Origin of the sequence: Microbacterium sp. 13-71-7 (assembly GCF_002257455.1) — a bacterium.
Lineage (GTDB): Bacteria > Actinomycetota > Actinomycetes > Actinomycetales > Microbacteriaceae > Microbacterium.
On sequence record NZ_NCKN01000019.1, the window covers coordinates 15,472 to 29,438 of the forward strand.

A 13,967-nucleotide genomic window follows, 5' to 3' on the forward strand; every position below is an offset into this window, starting at 1 on the left:
ATCCGCCAAGTGCAGGACGAAGGTCCGCGAAGAGACCGTTTGCAGGACGGATCCGCGCTCGCGGCGGGGCGTTCGTCCTGCAAACGGCCGGGGTGCTCCTGCAGTCGGCGGCGTGCGCCGGTGAGACCGCCCGGTCCCAGGCGCCGGTGAGCCGGCGACTGGGCGGACGGGCGCGGGTCAGGCGGCGATCCCCGGCACCTCCTCGAGGCGGCGGTAGACGGGGATCCCCCGCCCCTCGGCGATCGCGACGTCCTGATCGGCCCCGCGGGACTCGCCGGGCAGGCGCAGCACCGCGTCGCAGTGCTGCAGCAGCCGCTCGGCGGTCGGGTACATCACCTCGGTCGCGAGGGGATCGCCGGGACCGGTCGCTCCGGCACTGGACAGCACCGGAAGGGCGACCCACTCGCCGATCATCGGGATGTGCCCGGCGCGGAAGATCGGCCAGGCCGCCTCCTCGAGGCGGGCGAGGTTCTGCGCCATGAGCGCGGGGTCGCCCCCGGTGCCCGACGCGTAGGGGCCGGCGATGAGGATCATGAGTGGTTTCGTCATGTCGGGTACAATACAGCAGAAACGTGCACGAATCGGAAGGACTCGGAAATGCTCGCTGCCGCACGCAAGGACATGCTGCTGGAACGACTGCGCCGCGACGGCCGCCTGGTCGCGAAGGACATCGCCGCAGAGCTGGGCCTGTCGGAGGACAGCATCCGCCGTGATCTGCGCGAGCTCGACGCGGCGGGGCTCGCGGTGCGCGTCTACGGCGGAGCGCTTCCGGCGTCGCCCGCCGTCGTCGACTACGGGCGGCGCACGGCCGTGGCCCCGGACAGCAAGGCGCGCGTCGCCGCGGCGGCCGCGGCCCTGATCGAACCAGGGGCGACGGTGATCCTGGACGGCGGCACCACGACGCTCGCGATGGTCGCCGAGATCCCGCTCGCCCTCCCGTGCACGGTCATCACGCACAGCCCGACGATCGCCGCGGCGCTGCTCGATCATGCCGCCGACGTCTTCCTGATCGGCGGGCAGCTGTTCAAGCACTCCGCCGTGGCATGCGGGGCGGCGGCCGTCGAGGCGGCGCAGCGGGTCAGTGCCGACCTGTTCTTCCTCGGGGTCACCGGTGTGCATCCGACGGCGGGCCTGACCACCGGGGATCCCGAGGAAGCGGCGATGAAGCGCGTCCTCGCCTCCCGTGCCGCGGAGACCTACGTCCTCGCGAGCGAGGACAAGATCGGAACGGCGTCCCGCTTCGGCGTCCTGGCCCTGGATGAGGTGGCCGGCGTCGTCACGGATGCGGATCCCGCGGATCCGACCCTCCGCGATCTCGTCGCGGCGGGCGTCCGACTCATCGCGGCGGACTGATCCGGATCCCGCGATCCGGATCCCGTGGCCCGGATCCCGAGGCCCGGTCCGGATCCCGGAGCCCCCTCAGGGCCAGAGCGGAACGGTGGGCTCGAGCACCTCGCCGAGCGCCTCGAAGGCGTGTCGGCGCTCCTCGATTCGCCGGTGCAGCTCCTGCTGCGCGTCGTCGATGACGTCCGGATCCAAGGGCGCCGAGGTCACGTCCGAGCGGGCGTGCCCGGCGGCGAGGTACGCGTCGAGCTCCGGGCCCGAGGTCCACGAGGTGATGAGCGCGTACCGGGGTGCCGCGCCGCGATGCCAGACCGCGTGCCAGAACCGCTGGGTGTCGACGACGATCCGCGAGCCGGCGGGCAGCGGCAGTCGCACCTCGGTGGCGGGGTCGAAGCGGTCCTGGCGCAGGATCAACAGCGATTCAGGGTCGTCGGTGAGGTTGTAGAAGCCGCGCACGACCCAGCCCGTGCCGTCGGGGTTGAGGCGGTTGTTGTCGTCCTGGTGCAGGTTGAAGATCGCGTCGGCGTAGGTGTTCGGCTGCAGCTCGACCACGCGGCAGCGCCCGATGTTCGCGCCCGCTTCCTTTGCGCGCCGCACGAGTGTCGGTGCCAGCGCCGTCTGCGCTGCGACCCAGACGCCGTCCTTGTCCGGGCGCGGCGGGGTGTGATTCCAGAAGCCGTTGCAGTCCGCCTCGCCGGAGTGGCTCGCGAGCGGCGCGAACCGGGTCACGCCCGACGAGCGCCAGGGGGCATACGCGAGATCGAGCCATTCCGCCGGATCCGCCGCCTGGTCGTACGGATCCAGCACCGCGAATCCGGTCTTCTCCAGTGCGGGCGAGTGGATGTGCGACATGGCGGCGTCCTCCGTTCCGTCTCCGCAATCTACTTAGGGCATCCTAACTCGACCGCATGCGGCGGGTGCGGGACGCAACCGTGCAAAACCGGCCTCGGGAACCGTCCTACGCTTTCAGGCATGACCAACCCCCGCGGAGCGCTGCTGGTCGGCAGCGTGAACTACGACGACGCCGAGACCACGATGCGCACCGCCGCCGAGATCCTCGGACCACGGCTGCGCCGCATCCCCGACGGCGAGGTCGGGGTCCGCTTCCACTGGATCATGTTCCAGCCCGATGTGCTCGGGCAGGCGCGGGGGATCGAGCGGGTCGGCGCCGAGCGGATCCCCTTCGGTGCGGGACTCGACGCCCGGCCGCTGCGGATCGCCGAGGGCGTCGACGCGTCGGCGATCGCGCTGCCGCCCCTCGGCTACGCCTCCGCGGCGCTCGAGTCGTACGAGATCTTCCGCCGTCTGCGCGCGGAGGGCGCGATCGCCGAGGGCGTGCGCTTCCAGGTCTCGCTGCCCACGCCCCTCGCCGTGGTCGCGTCTTTCTTCGCGGGCGGCGACCGCGCCGCCATCGAGCCGGTCTACACCGCGGCGCTCCTCCGCGAGCTCGACGAGATCCTGGCCGCCATCCCGCACGCCGACCTCGCGATCCAGTGGGATGTCGCGAGCGAGCTGGGCATCATCGAGCGCGCGGCCGGCTACGGCAGGGTCATGGACGCGTGGTGGCCCGGGGATCCGTTCGCCGGTCTCGTCGAGCGACTGGCGGCACTCGTCGACGCGGTCCCCTCGGGCGTCGAGGTCGGCGTGCACCTCTGCTACGGCGATGCCGCCGAGAGGCACTTCATCGAGCCGACCGACGCCGGCATTCTGGTCCGCTACGCGAACGCCGTCGTGGCGGCATCCGGGCGCGCGCTGACCTGGCTGCACCTGCCCGTCCCGATCGAGCGCGACGACGATGCGTACTTCGCGCCGCTCGACGCGCTCGCGCTCGGCGACGATGTCGAGCTGTATCTGGGCCTCGTGCACCGCGAGGACGGCGCCGAGGGGGCGGAGCGCCGCATCGCCGCCGCGTCCGCGCACGTCGCCGAGTTCGGTGTGGGCACCGAGTGCGGCATCGGGCGCGCGCCCGCCGGATCCACCGAGGGCATCCTCCGCACCCACGCCGAGGTCGCCGCGGCCTGGTGACGACGGCGGAGTTGGTCTATCGTCGCCGAGTGCACGGGATCCCGTCGAAGACACGGGAACTCGGCGTCGACAAGCCGTGCTTTCGGCAGGATCCGGTGCATTCGGGCGACGACGCAGGCGGCGGATCCCGGCCCGCGTGACGCATCTCGGACGAGACGCGCCCGGGTAGCACGGCTCGATTCGCGATCGATCCCGCCGTCGCGTAAGCTATTCCGCGGTGACGTGTCCGAGCGGCCGAAGGTGCAACTCTCGAAAAGTTGTGTAGGGTAACCCCCTACCGTGGGTTCAAATCCCACCGTCACCGCCATGAAAACCCCCGAGAAATCGGGGGTTTTCGCGTATCCGGGCGGTGCGTGGTGCAGGTTTCGGGCAGGCCGCGAGTGCCGGGTGGGGAACGGCTTCGCCGGAACGTCGAGCGCCGGCACCACGCCGTAGCGGCTCGCGACCGGGCGCACCGCCCTTAGCGCGTTCGGGGTGACGAGTACGGTTTGGACGGCATCTTCACAGGAAGTTGCCGTAGCCGGACGTGCGCTGAGGTCAGGCAGTCAGGACGGCAGGCGACGATGATTCCGGGCCGTCAGGTGAGCCGCATCGCCGCCCTCACGAGCTCGGCGTTGTCGGCGGCCGGGTCCCGTCCGGAAGCACGGGCGTGTCCTCCAGCCCGGTGGGGATCCCGTGCCCGAGAGGCAGCGCCCGGCGGTCGACCGCCCACGACGCGTCGAGAGGCTCGACCATCACGCGGGTGCAGTGGTGGGCGATCCCGTGCCGTACGAACGCCTCGGCGTCGTCTCGCGACAGCAGCCCGGCCTCGATGCCGATGCCGATGCCGCGTCCGCAGGGCCGGTGGAGGCGCCGGCGCCGCCGTCAGTCCGTCTGCTCGCGCCCGACGAGCGCCTGCGTGCCGAGGACGATCGCGAGTTGCAGGCGTTCGGCGTCCTCCGTGTCCGGCTCGGCCGTGTAGACCATGATCCGCAGGTCGTCGCCGGCGACGACGAGGGTGTCGCAGTCGACCGCGATCGGGCCGACGAGCGGGTGGTCGATGATCTTGTGCCGCGACGGGTCGGTCGACGGCGGCTCGGCCATCGTCGACCACAGTTCGTCGAACCGCGCGCTCCCGGCGCGCAGCTCAGCGACCAACTTCCGCAGGCGCGTGTCGTCGGGGTAGCGCGCGACGGTCGACCGCAGGTCCGCGGTGAGACCGGCGACGAGCTCGTCGTGCTCCTGAGCGGTCGCGCGGGCACGGGATCCCGTTCCGAGGACGTTGCGCCACACGGCGTTGCGTTCCTCGCTGCGCAGCTGCTTGGTCGGCCCCATCAGCGCGTCGTACGGCGCGTTGGCGACGATGAGGTTCCACGCCGCGTCGTACACGACGACGGGGATCCCCTCGAAGCGGTCGAGCAGCCGCTGCACACTCGGCGCCAGCCGCGCGGAGACCACGCCGCGTCCGGGCGCACTGCGCCCGGCGAGCGTGAAGAGCTGGTCGCGCTCCGCATCCGACAGGCGCAGCGCCCGTGCGAGCGCCTCCACGACTTGCTCGGACGGCGCCGTCGCGCGCCCCTGCTCGAGCCGCGTCAGATAGTCGACCGAGATGCCGGCGAGGGTCGCCAGCTCCTCCCGGCGCAGACCCGCCGCGCGTCGGCGGCCGCCGTGGGACATGCCGACGGCGTCGGGCGAGACGCGGTCGCGCCACCGTCGCACCGTGCTGCCGAACTCCCATGCCTCCACGGCATCCAGTCTGCGCCCGTCCGGCCGATCCTGTCCTGGTATCGGCAGTCCTAGGAAAACCCGACGACTGCCCCGGTGCGGCTTCGCGCACGACGCTGGAGGCATGACAACGACACTCATCACCGGGGCGAACAAGGGCCTCGGCAAGGAGACCGCCCGTGCGCTCATCGCCGCAGGACACACGGTCTGGATCGGCGCACGCGACCAGGCGCGCGGACGTGCGGCCGCTGACGAGCTCGGCGCGCGCTTCGTGCAGCTCGACGTCACGGACGACGCGTCCGTCGCCGCCGCGCTGCAGACGATCGAGGACTCCGGCACGGGCCTCGACGTGCTCGTCAACAACGCCGGCATCGCGAAACGCGGCGACGGGATGACGGAGGCGCTCGACGGGCCGAGCGTGCTCGAGGTGTTCGACACGAATGCCGTCGGGGTCGTCCGGGTGACCGAGGCGGCGCTGCCGCTGCTGGAGCGATCCGGGAATCCCGTCGTCGTGAACGTCTCGAGCGCGCTCGGCTCGTTCTGGGCGACGCACGAGCCGACGCGGCCCGCATCCCGGTTCGTCTCGCTCGTCTACGGGGCGAGCAAGGCCGCCGTCTCGATGCTCACGGTCCAGTACGCGAACGCGTATCCGGGGATCAAGGTCAACGCGGTCGAGCCCGGCATCACCGCGACCGAGCTCGGCGGGGGCGACCCCGGCAGCCATCCCGGACGTCCGGCATCCGAGAGCGCCCAGGTCGTCGCCCGGATGGCGATGATCGGCGCGGACGGCCCCACCGGGACGTTCCAGGAGGACCAGGGCGAACTGGGCTGGTGACGACCCCGGTCCGGGCCGCAGCGGTGCGGCGATCGGGAGGCGCGGCCGAAGCCCACTCTCGTGCCGGTGACCTAGGCTCGGCACATGGAGGAGCTGTCGTATCCGACAGGACGCGAGGGCGGGCTGAGAGCAGAACCGCTCGAGAACGGCCTCATGCCCCGCGTCCTGGTGCTCGGGGCGACCGGCTACATCGGCGGCCGACTCATTCCGAGACTGGTGAACGCCGGCTACCGTGTGCGGGTGCTGGCTCGCGACCCCGGCCGGGTGGCGTCGTTCCCCTGGGGCGGGCAGTGCGAGGTCTTCTCGGGCGACGCGGGGGACGCGGACGCCGTCGATGACGCCATGCGCGACGTCGACGTCGTCTACTACCTGATCCATTCCATGAATGCGGGCAAGGGATTCGAGGAAGCGGACCGGACGACCGCGACCGTCGTCGCCCGGTCTGCCAAAGAGCACGGAGTGCGGCGGATCGTCTACCTCGGGGGGCTGCACCCCGACGACGTCGAGCTCTCGCCCCATCTGCGCTCCCGCGTCGAAGTCGGTACGACCCTCCTTTCTTCCGGAGTGCCGACGCTCGTGCTGCAGGCCGGCGTCGTGATCGGATCGGGGTCGGCCTCCTTCGAGATGGTGCGCCATCTCACCGAGGTGCTGCCGTACATGCCCGCCCCTCGATGGGTGCGCAACCGGATCCAGCCGATCGCGGTCCGCGATGTCCTGTACTACCTTCTCGGAGCCGCGCGCGTTCCCGACGACGTGAATCGCGCCGTCGACATCGGCGGCCCCGACGTGCTCCGGTACGGACAGATGATGAACGGATACGCGGTCGAGGCCGGCCTGCCGCAGCGCGCCATCGCTGCGCTGCCGGTGCTCACCCCTGGTCTTGCCTCGCACTGGGTGAACCTCGTCACACCTGTTCCCCGATCGATCGCGAGGCCGCTCGTCGCATCGTTGCAGAACGAGTGCGTGATGAAGAACCGTGACATCGACGCGATCATCCCGCCGCCTGCGGCAGGCCTGACTCCCTATCGCCGCGCGGTGCGCCTCGCGCTGGGCCGCCTGAACGCCGACGCCGTCGAGACGAGCTGGCTCGACGCCGAGGTGTTCGGGGCACCCAGCGATCGACTGCCCAGCGATCCCGACTGGTCGGGCCGAACGGTGTTCACCGATCGGCGTCGCCGACGCACCACGGCCTCCGCAGAGCGGCTCTGGGCTGTGATCCTGGGCATCGGCGGGGCGAACGGCTGGTATTCGTCGCCGCTGCTGTGGGCGGCGCGGGGCTGGATGGATCGGCTCGTGGGCGGTGTGGGGCTTCAGCGCGGACGACGCAGCCGCAGCGTCGCCCGCGTGGGCGACGCCATCGACTTCTGGCGCGTCGAGGAGGTGGAGGTCACCGATGCCGGGAGCCTGCTGCGCCTGAGGGCGGAGATGCGCGTTCCCGGAGCGGCCTGGCTGGAGATGAAGTCCGTGCCGGATGGTGATGGCGCGTGGTACGAGCAACGGGCGATCTTCTTCCCGCGCGGGCTGAGCGGGCGGCTGTACTGGTTCGCCGTGCTGCCCTTCCACGGCGTCATCTTCTCGGGGATGGCCGCTCGCATCACCGAGGCCGCCGAGCGCGATGCGTCCTGAGGATCGGCGAGCGTCCGAGCGCGGGCTGCGTGGCGCCGCGGAGGCACGTCTCGCGACGACATCGAGCAGGAGCGACGTCGTCACGCGACAAACGGGCCGTCGCGCCGGCACGATCGCCTGATCCGGTTCCGTGGATCCCGCGATCGGCTACTCTCGTGCCATGCCGCTGGAACTCGAATCCGTGATGTTTCGCGGCACAGATCCCGCCCGCGCTGCCACGTTCTGGGCGAAGATGCTCCAGCGCACGCCGCAGGAGGACGCGGACGGCATCCTCCTCGCGGGGACTCCGACACAGGTGGGCCTGCGGTTCGGCCCGGGCGGCGCGCACTCTCCGGTCAAGAACCGCGTGCACCTGCATCTGAGCCGGGCCGAGCGCACGCAACGGGAGACGATCGAGGCCGCGGAGAAGGCCGGCGGCCGACGGCTCGGAAGCGGGAACATCCCTCCCGGCAGCTATGCGGTGATGTCCGATCCGACCGGCGACGAGTTCTGCGCGATCCAGGACGAGAACCGGTATCTGGACGGGTGCGGACCCCTCGGAGAAGTCACCTGCGAAGGAACACGAGCCTCCGGGCGGTTCTGGTCCGAGGCGCTGGGCTGGCCACTGGTCTGGGATCAGGACGAGGAGACCGCGATCCAGTCGCCCGCCGGCGGCACGAAGCTGGCCTGGAGTGGCGATGAGGTCGACCCGGCGCGCGACCCGTCGCGACAGCTGTTCGTGCTCTCGGTCGATCCGAGTGAGCTCGCGGAAGAACTCGAGCGCCTGGCGTCCCTCGGCGCCACGCGGATCGGCGACAGCCCGACGGGAGCGACGCTCCTCCGCGACCCGGACGGCGTGGAATTCCGGATCCGTGCACGGCGGCGATCCGGGCAGTAGCCGGCTCCCGGCGACTTCTCCCTGGCCTCCGCCGGGATCCTCTTGAGGATCCCGGCGCTCACGTCAAGCCCCTCGGTCCCTCACCTCGTCAGGCATACGGTGACCACACCGAACGAGGGAGAAGTCATGAGCGATCCGACCAACACGCAAGGAACCCCCGGCCCCGACGAAGAGGCGGACGTCGCTTCGGGCGGAGCGCCGGAGAGGTCCGACGAGACGCGCGACCACGACACGACCGAGACGCTCGACGACGAGACGACCGACGAGGACGGTCGGCCGCTCGAGAACCCGTCCGGCGGCTGAACCGCACACGAAGGCCTGGTCGCTCACGGCGTTTGTGACGTTTGCCCACCGGGCGCCGTCTCCGTCGTAGGGCGCTCCCTCAGCGGCGCGCGAGAAGGCCCCGGCGATCCCGGCGATCCGTACGACTCGATGGTCGTCGAGGTGATCCGACGGGGTCCGATGAAAGGAAAGAGATGATGCGGAAGAACCTCCTGATGCTCGCGGTGATCGCGGTCGCTGCGTACCTGGTCGGCGTCGAGTCGGCGAAGGCCCGCGGCAAGAACTACGAAGACCTGCGGCACCAGCTCGAGCGGCTCTGGACGAGCCCCGAGGCGAAGAAGGCCAGGAAGCGCATGGCGAAGAACGCCCAGAAGACGCTCGACAAGGCGCGGAAGAACTACCTGGGCAGCTGAGTCCGGCGGGCTGCCTCAGGCGAGCGCGTCGACGATCGGGCGGAACTTCACCCGGGTCTCCAGCAGCTCCGCCTCGGGGTCGCTGCCGGCGACGATCCCCGCGCCCGCGTAGGCGGTGAGCGGGATCGGCCGGCCGGATCCGGATCCGCTCACGTCGAACTGCGCGCACCGCAGCGCGATCGCCCACTCGCCGTTGCCGTCCGCGTCGATCCAGCCGACCGGGCCGGCGTAGCGCCCCCGGTCGAAGGGCTCGAGTTCGCGGATCGCCAGGATCGCGGCGTCGGTCGGGGTGCCGGCGACGGCGGCGGTCGGGTGCAGCGCGGCGGCGAGGTCGAGCGCGGAGGCGCCGTCGCTGAGGCGCGCGCGCACGTCGGTCGCCAGATGGAACAGGTTCGGCAGCTCGAGGATGAACGGGCCGCCCTCCGCGTCGAGCGCGGTCGTATGCGGGGCGAGCGAGGCCACCACGCTGCGCACCGCGAACGCGTGCTCGTCGTTGTCCTTCGGGCTGTCGGCGAGCGTCGCCGCGGCCCGGGCATCGGTCACCGCATCCGCACCGCGCGCGGCCGTGCCGGCCAGCACACGAGCGGTCACCACGCCGGCCTGCGCGGTGACGAGCGTCTCCGGGCTTGCGCCGATGAGGCCGTCCACGGCGAACGCCCAGGTGTCGGGGTACTCGGTGCTGAGCGCGCGCACCAGCCGGCGGAGGTCGGATCCGGCCGGCACCGTGCCGACGAGATCGCGCGCGAGCACGACCTTGCCGTACCGCGCGTCCGCGATCGCGGCGAGCGCACGTTGCACCGAGGCCTGATAGCCCTGCGCGGTCTGCGCGCCGGGGCCGAGCGTGCCCGCCCAGTGCGGCCCGAGCGCGGTGGGCGCCGGGGTGCCGTCCGCGAGACCGTCGTCCGACAGCGCGCTTTCCGCATCGCCGGCATCGACGATGCGCGTGATCCATGTTCGCCCGCCGTGCCGTCCGATCACGGTGCGCGGGACGATCAGCACGCTGTCCGCGGCGGAGGCGTCGTCGAAGACGAGCGCGGCGAACGCGACGAGGCCCGTGCCGGGCAGCCGCACCGCGTCGTCGATGCGCGCGGAGGAGCGGATCCCGTCCCAGGCGCGGCTGAGAGCGGAGGTGCGGGGCTCGGTGCCGGCGGAGATCCGGACCACCGCCGCGGTCTCGGATCCGACCGCGACGATCCCATCGCCGCGGCGCAGCCACGCCCGCGGATCCGCCGGATCCGCGTAGGCGAGCAGGTCGTCGGCGAGGTCGAACTCTCGCGTCTGAACGACCAGGCCGGCACTCACGGATCCAGCCTATTGCGTGCGGGAAGCGCCGCCGTGCCCCGGGAAGCGTCAGGGGTGCGACATAGAGTGGCCCCGTGACCCCAGAGCGCCTCGCATCCGGAACCGAGATCGTCTTCCAGTGGCGCAAGTGGGACGGATCCCCGCACTGGCGCCACGAGTGCGTGTACCTCGGCGCGGATGAGTGGGGCGACTGGGTGGGCCAGCCCGGCGGATGGGGGAGCGCACGCCCCGGCCGCACCTTCACGGCGCACGGGCCCAACGTCACCCTCGTGCCGCCGAGCGGCGACTACGCCCTCACCGTCAACCGCGACCACCCCCACGGCATGCGGATCTACATCGACCTCGCCTGGGATCTTCGCCCCTCGAGCAGCCCCTCGAACACCGCGGAAGACCCTTCGAGCGGCATCGCCGGCGCGCCCGTGCTCTTCACCGGGATCGACATGGACCTGGACGTCGTGCGGATCGAGGGCGAGCGCGGCACCTGGATCGACGACGAGGACGAGTGGGACGAGCATCGCGTGCAGTACGGCTACCCGGCCGACGTGCAGCGGCACCTCGAGGCCCTCGCCGCCGACCTCGAGCAGCGGGTGCGCGCGCAGCTGCCCCCGTTCGACGACGCGACGGCCGACGTGTGGCTGGACCGGCTCGAGGCGCTCGCCCTCCCGCCGCGCGGGTGACCGCGGGGCCACATCCGGCGCCCGGCGTGCGCACGGCTCCGCCCGCGTAGGCTGGACGGGTGAGTGCGAACGAGCAGCCGAACCGCGCAGACCTCGGCAAGGATCCCTCCCGCGTCAGCGGCATGTTCGACCAGGTCGCGGCCGGCTACGACCGCACCAACGTCGTGATGACGGTCGGCAACGACGCGCTCTGGCGCGCGGCGACGACTCGCGCGGTCGCGCCGAAGAAGGGCGAGCGGATCCTCGATCTCGGAGCCGGCACCGCCTCGTCCTCTGCCGCGCTCGCGCGCAGCGGCGCGGACGTGGTCGCGGCCGACTTCTCGCCCGGCATGCTCGCCGAGGGGAAGCGCAGGCACGGCGACCTGCCGAACCTGAGCTTCGTCGAGGCGGACGCGACCGACCTCCCGTTCGAGGACGACTCCTTCGACGCGGTGACGATGTCGTACAGCCTCCGCAACGTGCAGGATCCGAAGAAGGCCATCGCCGAGCTCTTCCGCGTGACCAAGCCGGGCGGCCGTGTCGTCATCAACGAGTTCTCCACGCCGCCGGCGAAGCTGATGCGCGCCTTCTTCAAGGTCTACAACTCCCAGGTGCTGCCTCGCATCGCCCGTCTCGCGGGCACGAACGGCGACGCCTACGACTACCTCAACGAGTCGATCGGCGCCTGGCCCGACCAGCGCACGCTCGCGAGCTGGCTGCGCGAGGCGGGCTGGATCGACGTCGCCTGGCGCAACCTGTCCTTCGGCATCGTCGCGCTGCACCGCGCCCGCAAGCCCCGGGTGTGACCTCGGGAACCGGGCACGGTTCGCGCCCAGGTAGGCTGGACGACGTGACTTCGAGCCCCGCCGCCACGGGTTCGCGCCTCGCGAGCCGTCTCGGTTTCAGCGACCGCGTGTTCGTCGGCCCCGCCGCGCGCAAGCTCGCCCGCGAGGTCGAGGCCGGTCTCGACCTGGTCGAAGAGGGCCTCGCCGTCGATCTGCGCGTCGCCGACTCGATCGCCGACGCCCCGAGCCGGTACCTCTACGAGGCCGGCGGCAAGCGCGTGCGCCCCGTGCTCTCCCTGCTCACCGCGCAGCTGGGCGCCGGCAACGTGCCCGCGGTCATCGACATCGCGAAGGCGCTGGAGATGACGCACCTCGGCTCGCTGTACCACGACGACGTCATGGACGGCGCGGACCGTCGCCGCGGCGTCCCGGCCGCGCAGACCGTGTGGGGCAACAACATCGCGATCCTCACCGGGGACATCCTGTTCTCCCGGGCGAGCCAGCTCATGTCGCGCCACGGCGACCGTGCGATCCGGCTGCAGGCCGACACCTTCGAGCGCCTCGTGCTCGGGCAGATGCACGAGACCGTCGGCCCGCAGGAGGGCGACGACCCGGTCGAGTTCTACATCCAGGTGCTCGCCGACAAGACCGGATCCCTCATCGCCGCGTCCACGCAGGCCGGCGCGATCTTCTCCGGCGCACCCGCCGAGTACGAGGAGCCGCTGCGCAACTACGGCGAGAAGGTCGGCGTGGCCTTCCAGCTGCTCGACGACGTGATCGACCTCTCCGCGAAGCCCGAGGACACCGGCAAGGTGCCCGGCACGGATCTGCGCGCGGGCGTTCCGACCATGCCGTCCCTGCTCCTCAGCGTCGAGACGGATGCGGAATCCACCGCGCTCGCCGCGGAGATCGATGCCGGCGTGCAGCGGATCGCCGCGGGCGAGGATCCCGCGATCCTCGACGACGCGCTCGCCCGCCTGCGCGACCATGCCGTCACCCGGAAGACCCTCGACCTCGCCCGCAGCTGGACCCAGGGCGCGATCGACGAGCTCGCCGTGCTGCCCAAGGGGCCCGTGCGCCAGGCGCTGACCCGGTTCGCGGAGTCGCTCGCGGACCGCAGCAGCTGACGTCCTGCTGCTCCCGAAAGGAACCACCATGACCAAGCTCAGGCTTGCCATCGTCGGAGCCGGCCCCGCCGGCATCTACGCCGCCGACCTCCTGCTCAAGGCCGAACGACGCTTCGACGTCTCCATCGACCTCTTCGAACAGCTGCCCGCGCCCTACGGCCTGGTCCGCTACGGCGTCGCACCGGACCACCCGCGCATCAAGGGCATCATCACGGCCCTGCGCGACGTGCTGGACCGTGGCGACATCCGCCTGTTCGGCAACGTGAACTTCGGCACGGACATCACGCTCGAGGATCTGAAGAAGCACTACAACGCGGTGATCTTCGCGACCGGAGCCCGGCGCGACACCGGCATGGACATCCCGGGGATCGACGCGGTCGGATCCTACGGCGCCGCCGACTACGTGAGCTGGTTCGACGGGCACCCCGACGTGCCGCGCGAGTGGCCGCTCGACGCCGCATCCGTGGCCGTCATCGGAAACGGCAACGTGGCGCTCGATGTGTCGCGCATGCTCGCCAAGCACGCCGAGGACCTGCTCGTCACGGAGGTGCCGGCGAACGTCTACGAGGGCATGAAGTCGAGCGCCGTCACCGATGTGCACGTGTTCGGCCGCCGCGGACCCGCGCAGGTGAAGTTCACCCCGCTTGAGCTGCGCGAGCTCGGCGAGCTGCGCGACGTCGACATGGTGGTCTACGACGAGGACTTCGACTACGACGACGCCTCCCGCGACGCGATCGCCAGCAACAAGCAGGTCATGGTCATCGACCGGGTGCTGCAGTCCTGGCGCAAGCGCGACTCGGTGAACAACGCCGGCGGATCCGCATCGCGTCGGCTGCACCTGCACTTCTGGGCTCGCCCCGTCGAGGTCCGCTCCGACGAGAACGGCCGCGTCGCCGCCCTCGTCTACGAGCGCACGAAGCCGGACGGCACGGGCGGCGCGGTCGGCACGGGAGAGCTGCGCGAGGTGCCGATCCAGGCGCTGTACCGCGCG

General features: G+C 71.5%; 15 protein-coding genes and 1 tRNA gene. 12 read left to right on the plus strand and 4 right to left on the minus strand.

Annotated elements, in window-relative coordinates; translation table 11 throughout:
* Window positions 1-177: 177 nt before the first annotated feature.
* The gene (locus B7X32_RS03345) at window positions 178-549 is read right to left on the minus strand and encodes a DUF4406 domain-containing protein (RefSeq protein WP_292716004.1); all 372 of its coding nucleotides are present in this window, start codon (window positions 547-549) and stop codon (window positions 178-180) included.
* Window positions 550-597: 48 nt separating this feature from the next.
* On the opposite strand from B7X32_RS03345, the gene B7X32_RS03350 reads away from it, so the two are divergent.
* A complete protein-coding gene (locus tag B7X32_RS03350; protein ID WP_292716007.1) occupies window positions 598-1,353 on the plus strand; it encodes a DeoR/GlpR family DNA-binding transcription regulator in 756 nt (251 codons plus the stop codon).
* Between the two features lie 66 nt (window positions 1,354-1,419).
* Here B7X32_RS03350 and B7X32_RS03355 read toward each other — a convergent pair whose 3' ends face one another.
* Complete coding sequence (locus B7X32_RS03355) at window positions 1,420-2,196, minus strand: hypothetical protein (protein ID WP_292716010.1); 777 nt, start codon at window positions 2,194-2,196, stop codon at window positions 1,420-1,422.
* 120 nt (window positions 2,197-2,316) lie between these two features.
* Between B7X32_RS03355 and B7X32_RS03360 the strand changes: the two genes are divergently transcribed.
* Window positions 2,317-3,369: a hypothetical protein gene (locus tag B7X32_RS03360; protein WP_292716013.1), complete on the plus strand. Its 1,053-nt coding sequence runs from the start codon at window positions 2,317-2,319 to the stop codon at window positions 3,367-3,369.
* A gap of 216 nt (window positions 3,370-3,585) precedes the next feature.
* Window positions 3,586-3,676: transfer RNA gene (locus tag B7X32_RS03365), tRNA-Ser, on the plus strand.
* 557 nt (window positions 3,677-4,233) lie between these two features.
* Here the strand turns inward: B7X32_RS03365 and B7X32_RS03370 are convergent.
* Entirely contained in the window at window positions 4,234-5,094 is an 861-nt protein-coding gene (locus B7X32_RS03370; protein WP_292716016.1) for a helix-turn-helix transcriptional regulator, read from the minus strand.
* A gap of 103 nt (window positions 5,095-5,197) precedes the next feature.
* Between B7X32_RS03370 and B7X32_RS03375 the strand changes: the two genes are divergently transcribed.
* The 5 genes from B7X32_RS03375 to B7X32_RS03395 all read left to right on the plus strand — a co-directional run bounded on the left by B7X32_RS03375 (window position 5,198) and on the right by B7X32_RS03395 (window position 9,106).
* Complete coding sequence (locus tag B7X32_RS03375) at window positions 5,198-5,908, plus strand: SDR family NAD(P)-dependent oxidoreductase (RefSeq protein WP_292716019.1); 711 nt, start codon at window positions 5,198-5,200, stop codon at window positions 5,906-5,908.
* An 84-nt stretch (window positions 5,909-5,992) separates the two neighbouring features.
* A complete protein-coding gene (locus tag B7X32_RS03380) occupies window positions 5,993-7,534 on the plus strand; it encodes an SDR family oxidoreductase (RefSeq protein ID WP_292716022.1) in 1,542 nt (513 codons plus the stop codon).
* Between the two features lie 160 nt (window positions 7,535-7,694).
* Entirely contained in the window at window positions 7,695-8,411 is a 717-nt protein-coding gene (locus B7X32_RS03385; RefSeq protein ID WP_292716025.1) for a VOC family protein, read from the plus strand.
* 126 nt (window positions 8,412-8,537) lie between these two features.
* Window positions 8,538-8,714 carry a hypothetical protein gene (locus B7X32_RS03390; RefSeq protein WP_292716028.1) on the plus strand — a complete coding sequence of 59 codons (177 nt, stop codon included), beginning with the start codon at window positions 8,538-8,540 and terminating at the stop codon, window positions 8,712-8,714.
* 176 nt (window positions 8,715-8,890) lie between these two features.
* Complete coding sequence (locus tag B7X32_RS03395) at window positions 8,891-9,106, plus strand: hypothetical protein (protein ID WP_292716031.1); 216 nt, start codon at window positions 8,891-8,893, stop codon at window positions 9,104-9,106.
* A gap of 15 nt (window positions 9,107-9,121) precedes the next feature.
* Here the strand turns inward: B7X32_RS03395 and B7X32_RS03400 are convergent, their stop codons facing one another.
* Window positions 9,122-10,408 (minus strand): chorismate-binding protein, encoded by a 1,287-nt coding sequence (locus B7X32_RS03400; RefSeq protein ID WP_292716034.1) that lies wholly within the window; start codon window positions 10,406-10,408, stop codon window positions 9,122-9,124.
* A gap of 74 nt (window positions 10,409-10,482) precedes the next feature.
* Here B7X32_RS03400 and B7X32_RS03405 point away from each other — a divergent pair, with 74 nt between their 5' ends.
* The 4 genes from B7X32_RS03405 to B7X32_RS03420 form a co-directional block, all read left to right on the plus strand.
* Window positions 10,483-11,085 carry a hypothetical protein gene (locus B7X32_RS03405; protein ID WP_292716037.1) on the plus strand — a complete coding sequence of 201 codons (603 nt, stop codon included), beginning with the start codon at window positions 10,483-10,485 and terminating at the stop codon, window positions 11,083-11,085.
* A 59-nt stretch (window positions 11,086-11,144) separates the two neighbouring features.
* On the plus strand, window positions 11,145-11,870 hold the full coding sequence (locus tag B7X32_RS03410) for a class I SAM-dependent methyltransferase (protein ID WP_292716040.1): 726 nt from the start codon (window positions 11,145-11,147) through the stop codon (window positions 11,868-11,870).
* A gap of 44 nt (window positions 11,871-11,914) precedes the next feature.
* Window positions 11,915-12,976, plus strand: a complete 1,062-nt coding sequence (locus B7X32_RS03415) for a polyprenyl synthetase family protein (protein ID WP_292716043.1) — start codon at window positions 11,915-11,917, stop codon at window positions 12,974-12,976.
* 28 nt (window positions 12,977-13,004) lie between these two features.
* The coding region (locus B7X32_RS03420) for an FAD-dependent oxidoreductase (protein WP_292716046.1) at window positions 13,005-13,967 on the plus strand (963 nt) is incomplete at its 3' end.